This is a genomic window from Citrobacter sp. R56, assembly GCF_016811995.1.
GTDB classification, from domain to species: domain Bacteria; phylum Pseudomonadota; class Gammaproteobacteria; order Enterobacterales; family Enterobacteriaceae; genus Citrobacter_D; species Citrobacter_D enshiensis.
The window spans coordinates 3,150,157-3,169,782 of record NZ_CP069159.1; the positions used below are offsets into that span (position 1 = coordinate 3,150,157).

Below are 19,626 nucleotides of genomic sequence, written 5' to 3' on the forward strand. Positions count from 1 at the left end.
TACTGGTATTTTTTTCTCCGCCCGCTTTCTCTATGCTGTATCGATACATCACACAAAAATACCAGGGAGCATGAAATGCCCGTTTTGCAGTGGAGTTCGTTGTTTCTGCTCTCTCTCCTGCTCTCGCTGATTTTTCTCTTCTTGCATCTCCCGGCGGCACTTCTGCTCGGTCCGATGATCGCAGGCATTGTATTCAGTATGAAAGGCGTCACTCTCCGCCTTCCCCGTTCCGCTTTTCTTGCTGCGCAGGCGATTCTTGGCTGTATGATTGCGCAAAACATGACCGGTTCGATCTTGACCACCCTGGCGGTGAACTGGCCGGTTGTGCTGGCCATCCTGTTAGTCACTCTGCTCTCCAGCGCGGCGGTCGGCTGGCTGTTGGTGCGCTATAGCGGCTTACCAGGCAACACCGGCGCGTGGGGCTCATCCCCCGGCGGGGCGGCGGCGATGGTTGCCATGGCCCAGGACTACGGCGCAGATATTCGACTGGTGGCGTTTATGCAATATCTGCGGGTACTGTTCGTTGCTGGCGCAGCGGTCTTAGTCACGCGTATTGCACTGGGCGACAGTGCCGAAGCGGTCAGCCAACAGATTGAATGGTTCCCGCCGCTCAGCCTGAACCTGTTAACCACCCTGCTGCTTGCCGCAGTCGCGGGAATTGCCGGGCGCGTATTACGCATTCCTTCCGGCACCATGCTGCTGCCGATGCTGGCGGGCGCGGTGCTGCATTCAGGTGGAATTGTTGAAATTGAATTACCGGAATGGCTGCTGGCGGCGGCTTACATGGCGATCGGCTGGCGTATTGGGCTGGGTTTCGACAAACAGGTGTTCTTTATGGCACTGCGCCCGCTGCCGCAAATTCTGGCCTCTATCTTTGCCCTGTTGGCAATTTGCGCAGCAATGGCATGGGGACTCGCCCACTACATGCAGATTGATTTTATGACCGCTTACCTTGCCACCAGCCCCGGAGGGCTGGACACGGTGGCGGTGATCGCCGCAGGCAGCAATGCCAACATGGCGCTAATCATGGCGATGCAGACCCTGAGGCTGTTTAGCATTTTGCTAACCGGTCCCGCCGTGGCCCGGTTTATTTCTGCCCATGCGCCGAAACAGCCGCTGTCATGACGAGACGTATTAATCCGGAAATTCGGTTTCCGTGACGGTGGTTCCTGCCGTGGCCGACTCCAGTAAAAACTCCGTCGTCCCTCCCGGGAAACTCTGCGTAATATGCAAAACGTTATCCCCTTGCCATTGATATTCCACACGTTCGGTATCGCCCAGTTTTTCAATGGTGAGGTTTTTGCCTGGGGTCAATGTCGGCAGCAGATTTCCGCTATCTGACCGCGCTTTCCGGTGCGCCTCGTAGGCGTCGTTCATCGACATATTAGGGTAGAAACAGCGCGTCATTGCCCCATTTTCATACACATATTCCATATCCCGTGGCCCCAATTCACACTTGCGGATATCCGGTTTTGCGGCCTGTTTATTCTCATCGCGAGTGTAAGTGACGATTTTATCTTCATATAAAAAGGCCAGTTTGCTGCCAAAATCGAGTAACTCAACGCCCGCAACCGGGCACTCTCCCACCGGCGATGTTGTCTCCAGAATGGTGAGTTTTTCAGGAAGTTTCAGACCGACACTGGCAAACAGGGAAGTGTAGAGTTCGACGGTGCTATTGCTGTGATAATACTTAATGGGCGTCTGAACGTAGGAGTTCCAGGACAAACGACACGCCGTACCGAACATCATCTCATGACCTTTGAAGGCGATTGGCTTGTCGGTGAATGTCTGTTGGTAAAAGGCGTCAGGGTGGTTTTTATCCCCCATCAGCGATTCCCGACTGACCGACGCATAGCGCCACTGCGAGCCATCAAGCCTTTGCGTCAGTTCCTCAACCGGTGAGTTGATGGGTAACGGGCTGTCGCTGGCATAAACAGTGGTAACACCTGTCGAGATGAAAAGTAATGCAACACCATAAAAACGCCGAAAATCCATTTTCTCTCCTGCTCAAATTCCAGACCCGCGGTGTGCAAGGGTAACGTGTCGTACTACCGTTGACAATGCGGGCACCAGTAAAACGGTCGTGACGAAAGCATCGTTTTTTCGATAATACCGCCGCAGCGCTCGCAGGCTTCGCCGTCGCGATGAAAGACCTTAAAGCGAAACAGCGCACCATGATGTTTATTGTCATCCGCCTGACCCCGGGTGGTATAAGACAGACGAGGAATATCGAGCAACGCGTGAGATAACGCCACGCGCTGCGAATCGCTGAGATCTTTCGCCTTGTGCTGCCCGGTCAATCCCACCTGCCAGAGGATCTCCACCCGCAGATAGTTTCCCAGTCCGGCGAGAAACGCCTGATCCAGCAAAAGCCCGGAAAACTGGCGATTGCGAAAACGCGGAGAAAGCAGTCGGGCTTCAACGGCCTCGGGCGTTAAACGTGGATCCAGAACATCCGGCCCGACCCGTTGTAGAAACGGATGCGTGCTCAGCTGTTCAGGGGTCAGTATGTCAATATCGGACGCACTATACAGCAGGATGGTTTTATCGGCGGTTTGCAACCTGACGCGCAAAACGCGTGTGGTTTGCGGCGTTTCACCGGTATCGACCACCCGCCACACGCCATAAAGCTGATTGTGGCTGTAAAGGGTGAGTCCTTTGGAGAAGTGGGTCAGCAACGCTTTTCCGCGCGTTTCCATACGGGTGACGGTTTGCCCAATCAGCGGTGATTGATACGGTTTTAACCGATCAAAAGCAAACCAGACGTCCGTCAGCGGTTTGCCTTTGATCGCCGCCTCCAGGTTATCCGCCGCGCGGCGGATCTCCGGGCCTTCTGGCATGGTTCTGTCCTTACTTAATGGGTTGCGCCGCCCGTAACGGCGATATCATTTTCTACCTGTAACGCCGTGGTAATAGCGATCTCCAGCGCCTGTCGCACCGTTGCCGCCGCCATGCTTGGCGCGCCGGGGTGCGCGGCCGCCTGTTCTGGCAAATAAGGGATATGAATGAATCCCCCCTTCACCTCCGGCCTGGCGTTGAGTTTATGCAGCAGACCGTACATCACGTGGTTACAGACAAACGTCCCCGCCGTTTGCGACACCGAGGCCGGAACACCCGCTTCGCGCATTGCCGCCACCATCGCTTTGATGGGCAGCGTACTAAACCAGGCCGCTGGCCCCTGCGCCACTATCGGCTCATCAACCGGCTGCTTGCCACGGTTATCCGGGATACGGGCATCATCAATGTTGATGGCCACCCGCTCAACCGTAATATCCGCACGGCCTCCCGCCTGACCGACAGCCAGCACCAGCGAAGGCGACAACGCATCAATGGCAGCGTTCAGTACCGTGAGCGATTCACCAAACACGCACGGCAGTTGACGCGCCACCACGCGACATCCTGCGATAATAGCATTGTCGAGCCGGGAGACCACTTCCCAGGAAGGGTTAACCTGTTCGCCGCCAAAGGGCTCAAATCCGGTGATTAAGACAGTTTTCATGGATTGCCCCCTCCTTACAGGAACATCAGGAAATACATCAGGAACACGTTGACCAACAGCAGCAGCGCGCCGGTCGGCACCTGCGCTTTAATGACCGCGTTTTTATCCGGCAGTTCCAGCAGTGCTGCCGGTACGATGTTGAAGTTGGCGGCCATCGGGGTCATCAGCGTTCCGCAGTAGCCGGAGAACATGCCGATGGCCGCCATCACCGCCGGATTGCCACCGTGCTGCAACACCAGAATCGGAATGCCAATTCCCGCCGTCACAATCGGGAAGGCGGCAAATGCATTGCCCATCACCATGGTCAGCAGCGCCATACCGAGGGTGTAAACCGCGACGGCCACAAAGCGGCTGTCAACGGCAAGGTAGTGCTGGGTGAGATACGAAATCCCGCTGCCAACGCCCGCCGCCGTAAACAGTAATCCCAGCGTGGCGAGAATTTGCGGCAGGATGAAGGCCCAACCAATAGAATCCAGAAGACGGCGCGCCTCCTGAATCGGCTGATGGACACTCTCGCGGGTCATTTTTATCGCCATCCCCAGTCCGATCACCGTCCCTGCCGTCATCGAAAACAGCGTGACCAGCGTGGAGTGATTGCCGGGGCCAAACAGCGCGTTCTGTAAACCGGGGATGTGGTTGAACATCAGCACGCCGATCACCGTCACCACCGGGATCGCCAGTGCCGGATAAAACAGACGGTTGCCCAGCCGGGTGGCGCTCTCCTGACGCTGCTCGCGGGTACGCTGGTGATAGCTGCCCAGCTTCACGCCGCCAAAACCGGCAATCAGCGCCATCAGCACCACCGCCACGCCGACCGCAATGTGCACCATACGTTTGTCGCCAACCAGCGAATATGTCCAGTCACCCACTAAAAACAGCAGGCCATAAACGCCCCAGAACAATCCGGTCGTTAAACGGCGCGGATTGGCTTTATCCCGCCAGGACATCACGGCAACCAGCAGCAACACCACACCGGCCAGCCAGTAGAGATAGCTTTGCTGAAAATTCATTTCGCTTCTCCTTTGCTGGTCGCGACGGTATTCACTTTCGCCATTTCTCGCTGCAGATAGTTGTCCAGACGCCATAGCCTTGTTGCGTGGATCAGGAAGGCGCATATCGCCGTCGGGATCCCCCACAGGGCAATGTGCAACGGCTCAGTCTGGATCCCTCCCGACTCCAGCATAAAATTGTGCATGAAAATAATGGCGCCAAAGGCCACGAAAATGTCCTCGCCAAAGAACAGCCCAACGTTGTCGGTCGCCGCCGACATCGCCCGCAGGCGGTAACGCACCGCGCCGGGAAGCGCGCCGTGATTTTTTTCTGCCGCCCCTTCCGCCATCGGCGCCAGCAGCGGGCGCACCATTTGCGGATGGCCGCCGAGGCTTGTCAGCCCCAGCGCAGCGGTGGCTTCACGAACTAACAGATAAACAATCAGCAGGCGTCCCGCCGTGGCGCTGTGGATTTTGGCGATCCACGCCTGGGCGCGCTCTTTCAACCCGTGGCGCTCCAGCAGACCAATAACGGCCAGCGGGATCAGCAGGGTAAACGGCAGATTACGGGTGTTGAGGAAACCTTCCCCCAGTTTTTCAAGGATCGTGGCGATCGGCATATGCGCCGCCAGTCCGGTGACGATCCCGGCAACGATGACCACCAATACCGGGTTAAAGCGTAAGAGAAAGCCAACCACAATGACGGCGATCCCCATCAGTGGCCAGAGTGCGACTGCATCTTCCATAGTCCATTCCTGTCAGTTATGTTGCGTGTTATTTTATTTTTATATTAATGACTTATGCGCCAATCTGAATATTGTATGCGTTGAACGCGGCGCGCAAGCGGCGGGCAAAAGCGAGTGCGTGCTCGCCATCCCCGTGTAGACACACCGTTTGCGCCACCACTTTCGCCCACTCGCCGGTAATGCTTTTGACTCGCCCGGACTGCACCATCTCCAGGGTTTGCGCCAGAGACTGTTCTTCGTCATCGATAAGCGCCCCTGGCTGGGTGCGTGGCACCAGACTGCCATCCGCCAGATACCCCCGATCGGCAAACACTTCCTGGCGCGTCGTCAGGCCATAGTGTGCGCCTGCGCGGATCAGCTCACTGCCGGCCAGCCCCACCAGAATCAACGCCGGATCGCAGGCATGCACCGCCCTGGCGATAGCATCTGCCAGCTGCGCGTCTTTGGCCGCCTGGTTATACAACATGCCGTGGGGTTTAACGTGGCGCATCACGCCGCCTTCCGCCTTTGCGATTGCCGCCAGCGCGCCAATTTGATACAGCGTTTGCGCATACACCGTTTCCGGCGGTAGCGTCATGGCGGTGCGACCAAAGTTTTCCCGATCCGGAAAACTGGGGTGCGCGCCAATCGCTACGCCATTTTTTAGTGCTTCGCGCACGCTGACCAGCATGGTTTGCGCATCGCCCGCGTGAAATCCGCAGGCAATATTGGCTGAGGAGACCAGCGTGAGCAGTTCGCTGTCGCTGGCGCAGCCTTCGCCTAAGTCTGCATTGAGGTCAATTTTCATCACTGAGCCGCCATGTGAGCTGTTCCAGGTAACGTTGCTGATCCCGGCGCGCTTTTAGCGCCTCCTCCAGCGAACACTGAACAAAATGAATCGGCTGTCCGAGGGGAATTTGCGCCAGGTGGTACATATCGGCTTCGATAATGCAGGCGATCCGCGGATAGCCGCCCGTTGTCTGGGCATCATTCATCAGCACTATCGGCTGACCATTGTGCGGCACCTGCACGACGCCTGGCAGTAAACCGTGGGACATCAGTTCACGATCCGTGGTGCGTGTTAACGGCTGCCCCTGCAAACGATAGCCCATCCGGTTACTTTGCGGGCTGAGTTGCCAGGGCGAGCGCCAGAATGCCTCCTGCGAGGCCGTATCAAATTCATGATATTCCGGGCCAGGTAGCGCGCGGATCCAGTTCCCCCACAGCAGTTGCTTAACCCCCTGCGGACCGCTGAATTGCCGTGCGGGTTTCCCGGTTGCCAGGCGGTCTCCGTCTTTTAACAGACGCCCCTCCAGGCCGCCGATCCCCACTTTCAGATCGGTACTGCATGAGCCCATCACCGGTGGGACATCAATCCCGCCCGCGATAGCCAAATAACTGCGCATCCCGTGTTGGGGTCGTTTTAGCGTCAGCCGCTGCCCTGCCTTCATCGGCAACCGCCAGCCTGTCCAGACGGGTTTGTCGTCCAGTCGCGCCTCGCAGCTTGCGCCGGTCAGCGCAAACCAGCCGTCCGCCATAAACTCCACCACCAGTTGCCCCAGCGTCACTTCCAGCGCCGCGGCATTGGCATCATTGCCCACCAGCAGATTGGCGATGTGCAACGCCGGTTTATCCAGCGCGCCACAATGGCTAATCCCGGACTGACGAAAACCCTGCCGTCCGCCATCTTGTACGGAGGTGTACAGACCCGCACGAATAATATTCAGCATACGCCCTCCTTCTGCGGCACAAATCGCACACTGTCTCCGGGACGCAGCAGAATCGGTTCATCCCGCATAGGGTCGAACAGTTTTAACGAGGTATGACCGATCAACTGCCAGCCGCCCGGTGTCGACAAGGGGTAAATCCCCGTTTGCGCGCCGCCGATGCCAACAGAACCTGCCGGAACAAGCAGGCGTGGTTCCGCGCGTCGCGGGGTATGTAATTGTTCCGGTAAATTCCCAAGATAGGGAAACCCAGGCTGAAAACCTAAAAACCAGACCACGTACTCGACGGAAGAGTGCAGTTCAACCACCTGTTTCTCACTCAGGCCGCTGTGTCGGGCCACCTCGGCCAGATCCGGTCCCCCAGTACCGCCGTAAGTGACCGGAATTTCAATAAAACGTGAGTCAGGCTCCAGCGCCACACTCTCTTCCCACCAGCGCTGCAGGCGCTCTATGGCATCCAGCGCCAGGGTTTGCGGCTCATGCAAAATAACCGTGATATTGTTCATTCCCGGTATGGCTTCCGCCACATTCGGCATCTCGGCCAGACGCTGTGTCAGCCGCCAGATACGTTTTTGCGTGGCCAGAGTGACCGGCGGCTCAAGTTCGAGAACCACCGCCGTTTCACCCAACAGATAACAACGCGCTCGTTGCACTTTCGTCCCTCTTAGTGTTGTTTATGCCGGATTGGGAATATCAATAAAGGTAACGTCCAGGCTGGTGTTTTCAGTCAGCCATTCGCTTAACGCACGAATACCGCCACGCTCGGTCGCGTGATGCCCGGCGGCATAAAAATGCAGTCCCTGTTCACGCGCGGAATGAATCGTCTGTTCAGACACTTCGCCCGTAATAAATGCATCGACACCAAAACGGGCGGCGCTGTCGATAAAGCTTTGACCGCCTCCGGTACACCACGCCACACGCTGAACCGTATCCGGCCCGGTATCCCCACACCATAACGGTTTACGTCCCAGGCGCGCTTCAATCCATGATGCCAACTCCAGCCCCGGAACCGGCATCGCCAGTTCGCCCCACGGGACTAACGGCTCAATCTCACCCATCACGGTGATCCCGAGCAACGCCGCGAGTTGTGCGTTGTTGCCCAGTTCAGGATGGGCATCCAGCGGCAGGTGCCAGCCGTAGAGGTTAATATCATGGGTCAGCAGGGTTTTCAGACGCTTACGCTTCATTCCACGAATAACCGGCGATTCTCCTTTCCAGAAGTAACCATGATGAACGATAACCGCATCTGCCTGCAGGCGGACGGCTTCGTCAAGCAACGCCTGGCTTGCCGTTACACCGGTCACAATTTTTTGTACCGTCGTTTTTCCTTCAACCTGCAATCCATTCGGCGCGTAATCACTGATGGCCGCACTGTTTAGCTTTTCGTTGATCAGATGTTCCAGTTCAGTGTTTTTCATCATTGTTCCCTTCTTAATGTATTCATTACGTTAAAATAGCGTTCTCCCGTCAGTTCGTCGATAGCCATTTCTTTGACATATTGATAAACAACAGCGCCATGTTAAGACGAGATTTTCATGCTGTGCGGCGGTGTGCTGGCCTGGTAGTGATGGGGTTTGCTGAACGGTTTATTGATCCGGTGGCGGTCGAATCCTGACCTCATTTTGCCCGACGCGTAACGCCTGTCGGGCATCGTCCTCTTCTATGCGCCGCCTTTTCGCGCCGCGTCATACGCCGCCAGCGTTTCTAATCGCGCCTGTTTGTGATCCACTATCGGGTGCGGGTAATCCAGCGTAACACCGTCTTTCTGCGCCCACGTCCAGGGGGCGTGGATGGCTTTTCCGGGTACGTTGCGCAATTCCGGCAGCCACCGGCGAATAAAGTCGCCGTCACGGTCAAACTTTTCGCCCTGCGTCGTCGGGTTAAAAATGCGAAAGTACGGCGCGGCATCGGTGCCGGTCGAAGCGGCCCACTGCCAGCCACCGTTGTTGGCGGCAAGATCGCCATCGATAAGCTGCGACATGAAATAGCGCTCCCCTTCCCGCCAGTCGATCAACAGGTCTTTCACTAAAAAGCTGGCGGTAATCATCCGTAAGCGATTGTGCATCCATCCTGTCGCATTGAGCTGGCGCATCGCGGCATCCACGATGGGGTAGCCCGTTTTCCCTTCCTGCCACGCCTGAAAATGGGCGGCGTTACGCTTCCACTGCACGCGATCGGTCCAGGGAATGAACGGACGGTGTTGGCACAGCCGCGGATAAAAGGTGATCAAATGCCGGTAAAACTCACGCCAGATAAGCTCATTCAGCCAGACGCTTCCCGCGCCGCCATCAACAGCCTGTGGCTGCTCCGCCAGTAAGCGATGCAGACACTGACGCGGCGAGAGTCCACCGGTCGCCAGGCTCGCAGATAACCGACTGGTACCTTCAAGGGCCGGAAAGTCCCGTAACTGCTCATAGCGTTCCGCCGTCTGCTGGCAAAACTGACGCAACTGCGTAATCGCCGCCTTTTCCCCGGCAGGGAAAAAAGTCGGGTCGAAATCCTGCTGCGGCATCGTCAATGCCAACGGCGCTATGTCGCACGACATTGCCCCACCGTCACGGCGCTCAGGTGCCGCAACACACGCTGGCATCTCCTCTTTGAGTCGCTTTAGCCAGGCGTTTTTAAAGGGGGTAAACACTTTGTACATGTCGTGATTGCCGGTCATCACCGCGCCGGGCGGCAATATCACGCTGTCGTCAAATCCTTCACAAACAACCCGGCTTAGCGCACGCTCTACCGCAGCATCACGCTGGCGTTCGTTCACTTCATATTGATAGTTGTAAAACAGATGGCTGACGTCATGCTGCTGGCATACCTCAGCCACCACGCCGACGCTGGCCGCGAAATCATCCACTTCACGAAACAGCAGTGGGATGCCTTTCTCCGCCAGCGCAATTTGCAACGCATTGAGCTGGGCATTCACCAATGCAGCCTGACGTGGGGACATGTCGTGCGCCGCCCACTGGGTCGGGGTGGAGATGAACAGTGCCAGCACCTGCGCCGAACGATCCCGGCAGGCGGCGGCTAAAGCCAGATTATCATGCAGACGTAAATCACGACGAAACCAGACCAGATGGGTGGTCATAACACTCCTGAATCAGTAATACGTTTAGCTTCCGTAGCGCAAACGCAGGGCCTCAGGCCAGGGATCAAAGTAACGTTGCCCACAAAGGTAGGCATCCGGATACTCCGCCATATAGTGTTTGAGTAACGTGATAGGCGCAAGCAGCGGTTGCGTCGCGCGGCGATATCCCTCGATCAGCGCGGTCAGCTCCTGACGTTGACGGGCATTCAATTGGTTACGGAAATATCCCTGAACATGCATCAGAACATTGGTGTGATTACGCCGGGTGGCGGGGTGTGAGAGCAGCGTCATTAACCGCAGGCGATACTCTGCAAAATAAAGATCCAGATCCGGCCACTCATGGATGGCCGCCACAAAACGCCCCAGGTCCCGATACTCCGGCTGTGAATGCGCCAGCAGCAGCAGTTTGTAGCGGCTGTGATAGCCCAACAGCGCCGCGCGGGTCAGTCCCTGTTGACGAATTTCATTCAGTTCATGCAGCGCATAGATACGTTCGACAAAGTTTTCACGAAGTTGCGGATCGTGCAGCCGCCCGTCCTCTTCCACCGGTAGCCACGGAAAGGTTTCCATTAAAATCGAGGTGTAGATCCCGCGCCCGGCTTTACGGTTGTTTTTGCCGTCAGCATCGTAAACACGTACACGCTCCATCCCGCAACTGGGCGATTTGGCGCAAACGATATATCCGCACAAATGTTCAAATCCGGTAACTCGCGCATGGCTGAACGTGGTCATGGCATCGGTCAGGTTCCCTTCCCGCTTATCGCTAAAGCGTAACGCGAAGGCGCCGCCTTCATCTTTCACCAGACGCAATGCGGGTCTGGGTACAGGCAGACCGATCGCCATTTCCGGGCAAACCGCTTCAAAATGAACCCAGGGGGATAACGTTTCAACGGCAAACGCCAGTCGTTTATGCCCGCCATCAAAGCGAACCGTATCGCCTAATAAACAGGCGCTGATGCCGACAGGGATTTTCTCACTCATCACAGCTCCTTTTTCGTGCCTGAGATAAGTGTAGACATAAGGGACGCTACATTGCGGGGGGAATGTTGGTCAATTAAGGAATGAGGGAGAACCTTTTACTCTGGCGAAGGGTGATGTTCACCTTATGTCCACCGCTTCTCTGAAGCCACACTACCTGTGAACGTGCAAGGAAGGCTCGATAGCCCCCTTAACCCGTTCACGGGAAATGAGATACCAGAGAAGCGAAGAACATGAAGTGAACGGAACCCTTCGCAAAACCAGCATGTCGCCTTTTCAGGCGACGATCAATTAATAGAAATCGCAGGTGGCTTTTTCAGCCTGATCCATCCACACCGGCTTATCGCTGGTTTTCGACCAGACGCGATGCAGATAGCTATAAAAACGGGCGCGGTCTTTCCAGAACAACATCACCGGCAGCGCCAGTACACCAGCCACAACGGCAAAAGTACGGCGTAACAAGACAATGTGTGCAGGATATTCTTTATAGAGTTCCATACTTTTCTCCCCTTTATCTGGCCGGTGAAACGCACCGGAAAAATGAACTTGGTTAACTGATGAAAAGAGTATCGCTTTTCGTGTAATTTTACTACTCATCCGACCACTTATTTTTAGCTATTTAGGCCTTATTTACACTCACCGCCGTAATTAAGTTACAAGAAAGTTAAATTAAAACTAACCATTAGTTAAATAATGGTCTTTTTCATTTTTATACTTTTTTTATACCCGCCCCCCGGATTTTTGCGAAATCTTTGCAACCAAAATCCTACCCTCTGGATATCAAAACAAATGCCACGGGAGGTGCTCTGTGAGTACAGGCGTGATAATCGGCATCGGGCTGGTTTTCTTGTTATTGGTTTATCTGGTGTATGCCTTGATTAATGCGGAGGCATTCTGATGGCCGCTTCAGGATTTTTACTCATTGCCAGCTTTTTACTGGTGCTGTTTGTGGTCGCCAGACCTTTAGGGTCTGGACTGGCCAGGCTTATCAACAATACGCCGCTACCGGGTGTGGGCGGCGTCGAACGCCTGCTCTGGCGGTGTCTGGGAATCTCGACTGAAGAGATGAACTGGCAGCACTATTTGCTGGCTCTCCTTATGTTGAATTTACTGGGGCTGGCGGTATTGTTTTTGATGCTGCTCGGGCAAAACCTGCTGCCGTTCAACCCACAGCAACTGCCGGGCCTCTCCTGGCATCTGGCGCTGAATACGGCGGTCAGTTTTGTCACCAATACCAACTGGCAGTCTTATAGCGGCGAGACCACCCTGAGCTACTTCAGTCAGATGGTCGGGCTTACGGTACAGAACTTCCTCTCCGCCGCGACCGGTATTGCGGTGATCTTCGCGCTGATCCGCGCCTTTATGCGCCAGAACATCAGCACGCTGGGCAATGCCTGGATGGATCTGGTCCGCATTACATTGTGGATACTGCTGCCTGTTTCGCTGCTCATTGCGCTGTTTTTTGTTCAGCAAGGCACACTGCAAACCCTCTCCCCTTATCAGCCTTTTGTCACCCTCGAAGGGGCAAAACAGATCCTGCCGATGGGCCCGGTGGCCTCGCAGGAGGCGATCAAAGTGCTCGGCACTAACGGAGGCGGGTTCTTCAATGCCAACTCATCACACCCGTTTGAGAACCCTACGGCGCTGACCAACATGGTACAGATGCTGGCGATCTTTTTGATCCCGACCGCGCTGTGCTTTGCGTTTGGCGATGCCGTGGGCGATCGCCGACAGGGACGCACCCTGCTGTGGGCAATGTCGCTGATTTTTGTGGTCTGCGTGGCGGTGGTGATGTGGGCGGAAGTCCAGGGCAATCCCCATCTGTTGTCGCTGGGCGCTGACAGCAGCATCAACATGGAAGGCAAAGAGAGCCGCTTCGGGATCCTGGTCAGCAGCCTGTATGCCGTGGTGACGACAGCGGCATCCTGCGGCGCGGTCGTTGCCATGCACGACTCCTTCACCGCATTGGGCGGGATGGTGCCGATGTGGCTGATGCAGATTGGCGAAGTGGTCTTCGGCGGCGTTGGCTCTGGTCTCTACGGCATGCTGCTGTTTGTTCTGCTGGCGGTGTTTATCGCCGGGCTGATGATTGGCCGTACGCCAGAGTATTTGGGTAAAAAAATCGACGTACGCGAAATGAAAATGACCGCGCTGGCGATTCTGGTCACGCCCGCGCTGGTTCTGCTCGGTACCGCACTCGCCATGATGACGGACGCCGGACGCAGCGGCATGTTAAACCCGGGTCCACACGGTTTCAGCGAAGTGCTGTATGCCGTCTCGTCCGCCGCAAACAATAACGGTAGCGCCTTCGCGGGCCTCAGCGCCAACTCCCCTTTCTGGAACTGTCTGCTGGCTTTCTGCATGTTTGTTGGTCGATTCGGCGTGATTATTCCGGTGATGGCGATTGCTGGGTCGCTGGTGAGTAAAAAAATCCAGCCCGCCAGTCCCGGCACATTACCCACGCACGGCGCGTTATTTGTCGGGCTGCTGGTCGGTACGGTGCTGCTGGTCGGTGCGTTGACCTTTATTCCTGCCCTGGCGCTTGGTCCGGTGGCAGAACACCTCTCTTTACGTTGAGCGATGTGGAGCACATTGTTATGAGTCGCAAACAACTGGCGCTGTTCGAACCCTCCCTGGTCGCTCAGGCGCTTCTCGATGCCGTGAAAAAGTTAAATCCTCACGCACAATGGCGCAACCCGGTGATGTTCATCGCCTGGATTGGCAGTCTGTTGACCACCCTGATAACGGTGGCCATCGCAACCGGACATATGGCGGGCAATCCACTGTTTACGGGCGCCATCAGCCTGTGGCTGTGGGTGACGGTGCTGTTCGCCAATTTCGCCGAGGCGCTGGCAGAAGGACGCAGCAAAGCCCAGGCCAACAGCCTGAAAGGCGTTAAAAAAACGGCGTTTGCCCGCAAACTGCGTGAGCCGAAATATGGCGCAAAAATGGACCACGTCCCGGCGGATGAACTGCGTAAAGGCGACATTGTACTGGTAGAAGCTGGCGATATTATTCCCTGCGACGGCGAGGTTATCGAAGGCGGTGCGTCGGTGGACGAAAGCGCCATCACAGGGGAGTCCGCGCCGGTTATCCGTGAGTCTGGCGGCGATTTCGCCTCCGTGACCGGCGGGACGCGCATTCTTTCCGACTGGCTGGTTATTGAATGTAGTGTCAACCCCGGCGAGACATTCCTTGACCGGATGATCGCGATGGTGGAAGGCGCACAACGGCGCAAAACACCCAACGAAATTGCGCTCACCATCCTGCTGATTGCGCTCACCATCGTCTTTTTACTGGCGACGGCGACCCTGTGGCCCTTTACCGTCTGGGGGGGAAACGCGGTCAGCGTGACGGTACTGGTCGCCCTGCTGGTGTGCCTGATCCCCACTACCATCGGTGGGCTACTTTCGGCAATCGGGGTAGCGGGTATGAGCCGAATGCTGGGGGCAAACGTGATCGCCACCAGCGGTCGTGCGGTGGAAGCCGCCGGTGACGTGGATGTCTTGCTGCTGGATAAAACCGGCACCATTACCCTCGGTAACCGTCAGGCTTCCGATTTTCTGCCTGCCCAGGGGGTAGACGAAAAAACGCTGGCCGACGCCGCACAGCTTTCTTCTCTGGCGGATGAGACGCCGGAAGGTCGCAGTATCGTCATTCTCGCCAAACAACGCTTTAATTTGCGCGTCCGCGACGTTCAGTCATTGCATGCCACCTTTGTGCCGTTTACCGCCCAAAGCCGCATGAGCGGAATCAATATTGATAACCGGATGATTCGTAAAGGTTCGGTGGATGCTATTCGTCGCCACGTTGAAGCCAACGGCGGTCATTTTCCTGCCGACGTCGAACAAAAAGTGGATAACGTCGCCCGCCTTGGCGCCACGCCGCTGGTGGTCGTCGAAGGCTCCCGCGTGCTCGGCGTGATTGCGCTGAAAGATATCGTCAAAGGGGGAATAAAAGAACGCTTCGCTCAGTTGCGTAAAATGGGCATCAAAACGGTGATGATCACTGGCGACAACCGTCTGACGGCGGCGGCGATTGCGGCGGAAGCCGGTGTTGATGACTTTCTCGCGGAAGCCACGCCGGAAGCGAAGCTGGCGCTGATCCGCCAGTACCAGGCGGAAGGTCGTCTGGTGGCGATGACCGGAGATGGCACCAATGATGCCCCCGCGCTGGCTCAGGCCGACGTCGCGGTGGCGATGAACTCGGGTACCCAGGCGGCGAAAGAAGCGGGCAATATGGTGGATCTGGATTCTAACCCCACCAAGCTGATTGAAGTGGTTCACATTGGTAAACAGATGCTGATGACGCGCGGTTCACTGACCACGTTCAGTATCGCCAATGACGTGGCGAAATATTTCGCGATTATTCCGGCGGCCTTTGCAACGACCTATCCGCAGTTGAATGCCCTGAACGTGATGCACCTGCATTCGCCGGATTCCGCGATCCTCAGTGCGGTCATTTTTAACGCGCTGATCATTGTGTTTCTGATCCCGCTGGCGCTGAAAGGCGTGAGCTACAAACCATTATCCGCGTCAGCCATGCTGCGCCGCAACTTGTGGATTTATGGTCTGGGCGGTCTGGTTGTGCCGTTTATCGACATCAAGGTGATTGATTTACTGCTGACCCTGCTGGGTCTGGTGTGAGGTTTCTGATGACTGGGTTTCGTCCTGCATTATCCACGTTACTGTTTCTGACTGTTATCACCGGCGGCGTTTATCCGTTGCTGACGACCACCCTGAGCCAGTGGTGGTTCCCTGACCAGGCCAACGGTTCGCTCATTCGCGATAGCAACGGCGTGCGCGGTTCTGCGCTGATAGGCCAGGCATTTACCCGCGACGGTTATTTTCAGGGGCGTCCGTCCGCCACGGCTGAAATACCCTATAATCCAATGGCTTCGGGTGGTAGTAATCTGGCTGTCAGCAATCCTGAGCTGGATAAACAACTGCAGAGCCGTATTGCCGCGTTGCGCGCCGCTAACCCACAGGCCAGCCCAACGGTGCCGGTGGAACTGGTGACCGCCTCCGCCAGTGGTCTGGACAACAATCTGACACCCGCCGCGGTGGCATGGCAGATCCCGCGCGTCGCGAAAGCGCGCCAGCGTCCCGTTGAAGAGGTGGCGCAGCTGGTTGCACAATATACGCAAAAACCGCTGGTCAGCTTTATTGGGCAGCCGGTGGTAAACCTTGTTGAACTCAACCTGGCGCTGGATGCGTCACAGGGGCACTAAGCGACATGAACGACGAACCCTTGCGTCCTGACCCGGATCGCCTGCTGGAGCAGACCAGCGCCCCCCACCGGGGAAAACTGAAAATATTCTTCGGTGCCTGTGCGGGCGTCGGAAAAACATGGGCGATGCTGGCAGAAGCACAGCGGTTACGGGCGCAAGGGCTGGATATCTTGATCGGCGTCGTGGAAACCCACGGGCGCAAAGAGACCGCCGCGCTGCTGGAGGGACTCGCCATCCTCCCGCTCAAACGCCATGCGCATCGTGGACGGCATATCAACGACTTTGATCTCGATGCCGCCCTCGCCCGCCGTCCGGCGCTGATACTGATGGATGAACTGGCGCACAGTAACGCGCCTGGCTCACGTCACCCCCGTCGCTGGCAGGATATCGAAGAACTGCTGGAGGCGGGGATCGATGTTTTTACCACCGTGAACGTTCAGCATCTGGAAAGTCTGAACGACGTCGTCAGCGGCGTGACGGGGATTCACGTTCGTGAAACCGTCCCCGACCCGTTCTTTGATGCTGCCGACGAAGTGGTGTTGGTCGACCTCCCTCCTGACGATCTTCGCCAGCGCCTCAACGAAGGTAAAGTCTATATCGCCGGTCAGGCAGAACGGGCTATTGAGCATTTCTTTCGCAAAGGGAATCTGATCGCCCTGCGTGAACTGGCGCTGCGCCGTACCGCCGACCGGGTAGACGACCAGATGCGAGCATGGCGCGACCGTCAGGGTGAAGAAAAGGTCTGGCATACCCGCGATGCCATACTGCTGTGCATCGGGCATAATACCGGCAGCGAAAAACTGGTACGCGCAGCAGCCCGCCTGGCTTCGCGACTTGGCAGCATCTGGCACGCGGTGTATGTGGAAACGCCCGCGCTGCACCGGTTACCGGAAAAACAACGACGTGCGATCCTCAGCGCGCTGCGACTGGCCCAGGAGCTGGGCGCTGAAACCGCCACGCTTTCCGACCCTTCTGAAGAGAAAGCCGTCGTGCGCTATGCCAGAGAACATAATCTTGGCAAAATTGTCATGGGGCGCCCCACCACACGCCGCTGGTGGCGCAGCGATTCGTTTGCCGAGCGGCTGGCAAAACGCGCGCCGGATCTCGATCAGGTCATCGTTGCGCTGGATGAGCCCCCCGCCCGCCCTCTGGCGCACGCCCCCGATACCCGCACCTTTAAAGACAAATGGCGGGTACAAATTCAGGGCTGCATCGTCGCCGCCGCACTTTGTGCCTTCACGACCCTTATCGCCATGCAGTGGCTGGTGGCCTTCGACGCCGCGAACCTGGTGATGCTGTATCTGCTGGGTGTGGTCGTGATCGCCCTTTTTTATGGTCGCTGGCCGTCGGTAGTGGCGACCGTGATTAACGTTGTCAGTTTCGACCTCTTCTTTATTGCTCCCCGCGGTACCCTCGCCGTCTCTGACGTACAGTATCTGTTGACCTTTGCCGTGATGCTAACGGTCGGTTTGGTGATTGGGAATCTGACGGCTGGGGTTCGTTATCAGGCGCGCGTCGCACGCTACCGGGAACAACGTACCCGCCATCTTTACGAAATGTCGAAAGCGCTGGCGGTCGGACGCAGCAGGCTGGATATCGCGACCACCAGCGAGCAGTTTATCGCCTCCACATTTCAGGCGCGCAGCCAGGTTTTACTGCCCGATGAAAACGGCAAACTGAGACCCCTGACGCAGCAGCAAGGCATCACGCCCTGGGATGACGCCATCGCCCAGTGGAGCTTTGATAAGGGCCAGCCTGCCGGTGCGGGGACTGACACGTTGCCCGGCGTGCCGTATCAGATCCTGCCCTTAAAAAGTGCGGACAAAACGCACGGTCTGGTGGTTGTCGAGCCGGACAATCTTCGCCAGTTGATGATCCCCGAGCAGCAACGTCTGTTGGAAACATTTAGCCTGCTGGTCGCCAGCGCCCTTGAACGTCTGATGCTCACGACCAGTGAAGAACTGGCCCGGCTCGCCAGCGAACGCGAAAGCCTGCGTAATGCCCTGCTCGCCGCACTTTCTCATGATTTACGCACGCCGCTGACCGTGCTGTTTGGTCAGGCAGAAATCCTGACTCTCGATCTGGCGAGTGAAGGATCATCCCATGCCCGCCAGGCCAACGAGATCCGCCAGCATGTGCTCAACACCACGCGGCTGGTCAATAATCTGCTGGATATGGCGCGCATTCAGTCTGGTGGGTTTAATCTTAAGAAGGAGTGGCTGACGCTGGAAGAAGTGGTTGGCAGCGCCCTGCAAATGCTGGAGCCGGGATTAGCGCATCCGATCAATCTTTCGCTGCCGGAGCCGCTAACGCTCATTCACGTAGACGGTCCGCTATTTGAGCGTGTGCTGATCAATTTGCTGGAAAATGCGGTTAAATACGCTGGTGTACAGGCCACGATCGGCATTGATGCCCATATTGAAGGGGATCTCCTGACTCTGGATGTGTGGGACAACGGTGCAGGCATCCCAGAAGGGCAAGAGCACAGCATCTTTGATAAGTTCGCCCGCGGAAATAAAGAGTCTGCGGTACCGGGCGTTGGGCTGGGTCTGGCGATTTGCCAGGCGATTGTCGAGGTGCACGGCGGTACCATCGCGGCGCAGAATCGACCGCAGGGCGGCGCCTGTTTCCGTGTTACACTGCCACAAGAATCGCCCCCTGAACTTGAAGATTTTCATGAGGATATGTGACAAACGTTCTGATTGTTGAAGATGAGCAGGCTATTCGTCGTTTTCTGCGTACCGCGCTGGAAGGTGACGGACTGCGTGTCTATGAAGCCGATACACTGCAGCGTGGTTTACTGGAAGCCGCAACGCGAAAACCCGACCTTATCATTCTCGATCTTGGTTTACCGGATGGCGACGGCATTGATTTTATTCGCGATCTGCGCCAGTGGAGCGTAATCCCCGTCATCGTGCTCTCTGCCCGCAGTGAAGAGAGCGACAAAATCGCCGCGCTGGATGCCGGTGCCGATGATTATCTGAGTAAACCTTTTGGTATTGGCGAACTGCAGGCGCGTTTACGTGTCGCTTTACGTCGCCATTCCGCCAGCCCTTCTCCCGATCCGGTCGTCTGTTTTTCCGACGTGAAGGTGGATCTGACCTCAAGACTTGTGCATCGCGGTGAAGAAGAGATCCACCTGACGCCGATTGAATTTCGCCTGCTGGCGGTGATGTTGAATAACGCGGGTAAAGTGTTAACCCAACGCCAGTTGTTGAATCAGGTTTGGGGGCCGAATGCCGTCGAACATAGCCACTATCTGCGTATTTATATGGGGCATTTACGTCAGAAGCTGGAGCAGGACCCAACCCGTCCTCGTCACTTAATTACCGAGACAGGAATCGGTTATCGGTTTATGCCATGAAAATGGGATGAAAAAAAAGGAGCCTTATT

19 protein-coding genes are annotated in these 19,626 nt (G+C 56.6%); 7 read left to right on the forward strand and 12 right to left on the reverse strand.

What is annotated here, in order from left to right; all coding sequences use genetic code 11:
• Positions 1–75: 75 nt before the first annotated feature.
• A complete protein-coding gene (locus tag JM656_RS14960; protein WP_203358466.1) occupies positions 76–1,125 on the forward strand; it encodes an AbrB family transcriptional regulator in 1,050 nt (349 codons plus the stop codon).
• Positions 1,126–1,134: 9 nt separating this feature from the next.
• Here the strand turns inward: JM656_RS14960 and JM656_RS14965 are convergent, their stop codons facing one another.
• The 12 genes from JM656_RS14965 to JM656_RS15020 all read right to left on the reverse strand — a co-directional run bounded on the left by JM656_RS14965 (position 1,135) and on the right by JM656_RS15020 (position 11,501).
• Positions 1,135–1,995, reverse strand: coding sequence for a hypothetical protein (locus JM656_RS14965; RefSeq protein ID WP_203358467.1), 861 nt, complete (start codon positions 1,993–1,995; stop codon positions 1,135–1,137).
• 53 nt (positions 1,996–2,048) lie between these two features.
• Positions 2,049–2,840 carry an endonuclease VIII gene (nei, locus tag JM656_RS14970; RefSeq protein ID WP_203358468.1) on the reverse strand — a complete coding sequence of 264 codons (792 nt, stop codon included), beginning with the start codon at positions 2,838–2,840 and terminating at the stop codon, positions 2,049–2,051.
• Positions 2,841–2,854: 14 nt separating this feature from the next.
• A complete protein-coding gene (gene pcp, locus JM656_RS14975) occupies positions 2,855–3,499 on the reverse strand; it encodes a pyroglutamyl-peptidase I (RefSeq protein WP_203358469.1) in 645 nt (214 codons plus the stop codon).
• 14 nt (positions 3,500–3,513) lie between these two features.
• Positions 3,514–4,509 (reverse strand): DUF979 domain-containing protein, encoded by a 996-nt coding sequence (locus tag JM656_RS14980; protein WP_203358470.1) that lies wholly within the window; start codon positions 4,507–4,509, stop codon positions 3,514–3,516.
• On the reverse strand, positions 4,506–5,234 hold the full coding sequence (locus JM656_RS14985; protein ID WP_203358471.1) for a DUF969 domain-containing protein: 729 nt from the start codon (positions 5,232–5,234) through the stop codon (positions 4,506–4,508). The genes JM656_RS14980 and JM656_RS14985 overlap by 4 nt, the downstream gene beginning before the upstream one ends.
• A gap of 52 nt (positions 5,235–5,286) precedes the next feature.
• Positions 5,287–6,021 (reverse strand): 5-oxoprolinase subunit PxpA, encoded by a 735-nt coding sequence (gene pxpA / locus JM656_RS14990; protein ID WP_203361294.1) that lies wholly within the window; start codon positions 6,019–6,021, stop codon positions 5,287–5,289.
• Positions 6,011–6,943: a 5-oxoprolinase subunit PxpC gene (gene pxpC / locus JM656_RS14995; RefSeq protein ID WP_203358472.1), complete on the reverse strand. Its 933-nt coding sequence runs from the start codon at positions 6,941–6,943 to the stop codon at positions 6,011–6,013. Before pxpC ends, pxpA begins: the two co-directional genes overlap by 11 nt.
• Positions 6,937–7,593 (reverse strand): 5-oxoprolinase subunit PxpB, encoded by a 657-nt coding sequence (gene pxpB / locus JM656_RS15000; protein WP_203358473.1) that lies wholly within the window; start codon positions 7,591–7,593, stop codon positions 6,937–6,939. The genes pxpC and pxpB overlap by 7 nt, the downstream gene beginning before the upstream one ends.
• A gap of 21 nt (positions 7,594–7,614) precedes the next feature.
• Positions 7,615–8,358 (reverse strand): radiation resistance protein YbgI, encoded by a 744-nt coding sequence (gene ybgI / locus JM656_RS15005; RefSeq protein WP_203361295.1) that lies wholly within the window; start codon positions 8,356–8,358, stop codon positions 7,615–7,617.
• A 242-nt stretch (positions 8,359–8,600) separates the two neighbouring features.
• Positions 8,601–10,025: a deoxyribodipyrimidine photo-lyase gene (gene phrB, locus JM656_RS15010; protein WP_203358474.1), complete on the reverse strand. Its 1,425-nt coding sequence runs from the start codon at positions 10,023–10,025 to the stop codon at positions 8,601–8,603.
• Positions 10,026–10,049: 24 nt separating this feature from the next.
• Positions 10,050–11,006 (reverse strand): DUF523 and DUF1722 domain-containing protein, encoded by a 957-nt coding sequence (locus JM656_RS15015; RefSeq protein ID WP_203358475.1) that lies wholly within the window; start codon positions 11,004–11,006, stop codon positions 10,050–10,052.
• A 288-nt stretch (positions 11,007–11,294) separates the two neighbouring features.
• Positions 11,295–11,501, reverse strand: coding sequence for a YbfA family protein (locus JM656_RS15020; protein ID WP_162382539.1), 207 nt, complete (start codon positions 11,499–11,501; stop codon positions 11,295–11,297).
• Positions 11,502–11,811: 310 nt separating this feature from the next.
• On the opposite strand from JM656_RS15020, the gene kdpF reads away from it, so the two are divergent.
• The 6 genes from kdpF to kdpE are packed head-to-tail and all read left to right on the forward strand — an operon-like array spanning position 11,812 to position 19,597.
• Positions 11,812–11,901 carry a K(+)-transporting ATPase subunit F gene (gene kdpF, locus JM656_RS15025; RefSeq protein WP_162382540.1) on the forward strand — a complete coding sequence of 30 codons (90 nt, stop codon included), beginning with the start codon at positions 11,812–11,814 and terminating at the stop codon, positions 11,899–11,901.
• Positions 11,901–13,580 carry a potassium-transporting ATPase subunit KdpA gene (kdpA, locus tag JM656_RS15030; RefSeq protein ID WP_203358476.1) on the forward strand — a complete coding sequence of 560 codons (1,680 nt, stop codon included), beginning with the start codon at positions 11,901–11,903 and terminating at the stop codon, positions 13,578–13,580. The genes kdpF and kdpA overlap by 1 nt, the downstream gene beginning before the upstream one ends.
• Before the next feature lie 20 nt (positions 13,581–13,600).
• On the forward strand, positions 13,601–15,649 hold the full coding sequence (gene kdpB, locus JM656_RS15035; protein WP_203358477.1) for a potassium-transporting ATPase subunit KdpB: 2,049 nt from the start codon (positions 13,601–13,603) through the stop codon (positions 15,647–15,649).
• An 8-nt stretch (positions 15,650–15,657) separates the two neighbouring features.
• Positions 15,658–16,233 carry a potassium-transporting ATPase subunit KdpC gene (kdpC, locus tag JM656_RS15040; RefSeq protein ID WP_203358478.1) on the forward strand — a complete coding sequence of 192 codons (576 nt, stop codon included), beginning with the start codon at positions 15,658–15,660 and terminating at the stop codon, positions 16,231–16,233.
• Positions 16,234–16,238: 5 nt separating this feature from the next.
• A complete protein-coding gene (gene kdpD, locus JM656_RS15045; protein WP_203358479.1) occupies positions 16,239–18,923 on the forward strand; it encodes a two-component system sensor histidine kinase KdpD in 2,685 nt (894 codons plus the stop codon).
• Positions 18,920–19,597: a two-component system response regulator KdpE gene (gene kdpE / locus JM656_RS15050; RefSeq protein WP_203358480.1), complete on the forward strand. Its 678-nt coding sequence runs from the start codon at positions 18,920–18,922 to the stop codon at positions 19,595–19,597. Before kdpD ends, kdpE begins: the two co-directional genes overlap by 4 nt.
• The last annotated feature ends 29 nt before the right edge of the window (positions 19,598–19,626 follow it).

Excerpts from the sequence above, each read along its gene's own strand:
- JM656_RS14960 (WP_203358466.1), top strand. The coding sequence starts at position 76 with ATGCCCGTTTTGCAGTGGAGTTCGTTGTTTCTGCTCTCTCTCCTGCTC.
- JM656_RS14965 (WP_203358467.1), bottom strand. The coding sequence starts at position 1,995 with ATGGATTTTCGGCGTTTTTATGGTGTTGCATTACTTTTCATCTCGACA.
- nei (WP_203358468.1), bottom strand. The coding sequence starts at position 2,840 with ATGCCAGAAGGCCCGGAGATCCGCCGCGCGGCGGATAACCTGGAGGCG.
- pcp (WP_203358469.1), bottom strand. The coding sequence starts at position 3,499 with ATGAAAACTGTCTTAATCACCGGATTTGAGCCCTTTGGCGGCGAACAG.
- JM656_RS14980 (WP_203358470.1), bottom strand. The coding sequence starts at position 4,509 with ATGAATTTTCAGCAAAGCTATCTCTACTGGCTGGCCGGTGTGGTGTTG.
- JM656_RS14985 (WP_203358471.1), bottom strand. The coding sequence starts at position 5,234 with ATGGAAGATGCAGTCGCACTCTGGCCACTGATGGGGATCGCCGTCATT.
- pxpA (WP_203361294.1), bottom strand. The coding sequence starts at position 6,021 with ATGAAAATTGACCTCAATGCAGACTTAGGCGAAGGCTGCGCCAGCGAC.
- pxpC (WP_203358472.1), bottom strand. The coding sequence starts at position 6,943 with ATGCTGAATATTATTCGTGCGGGTCTGTACACCTCCGTACAAGATGGC.
- ybgI (WP_203361295.1), bottom strand. The coding sequence starts at position 8,358 with ATGAAAAACACTGAACTGGAACATCTGATCAACGAAAAGCTAAACAGT.
- phrB (WP_203358474.1), bottom strand. The coding sequence starts at position 10,025 with ATGACCACCCATCTGGTCTGGTTTCGTCGTGATTTACGTCTGCATGAT.
- JM656_RS15015 (WP_203358475.1), bottom strand. The coding sequence starts at position 11,006 with ATGAGTGAGAAAATCCCTGTCGGCATCAGCGCCTGTTTATTAGGCGAT.
- JM656_RS15020 (WP_162382539.1), bottom strand. The coding sequence starts at position 11,501 with ATGGAACTCTATAAAGAATATCCTGCACACATTGTCTTGTTACGCCGT.
- kdpA (WP_203358476.1), top strand. The coding sequence starts at position 11,901 with ATGGCCGCTTCAGGATTTTTACTCATTGCCAGCTTTTTACTGGTGCTG.
- kdpB (WP_203358477.1), top strand. The coding sequence starts at position 13,601 with ATGAGTCGCAAACAACTGGCGCTGTTCGAACCCTCCCTGGTCGCTCAG.
- kdpC (WP_203358478.1), top strand. The coding sequence starts at position 15,658 with ATGACTGGGTTTCGTCCTGCATTATCCACGTTACTGTTTCTGACTGTT.
- kdpD (WP_203358479.1), top strand. The coding sequence starts at position 16,239 with ATGAACGACGAACCCTTGCGTCCTGACCCGGATCGCCTGCTGGAGCAG.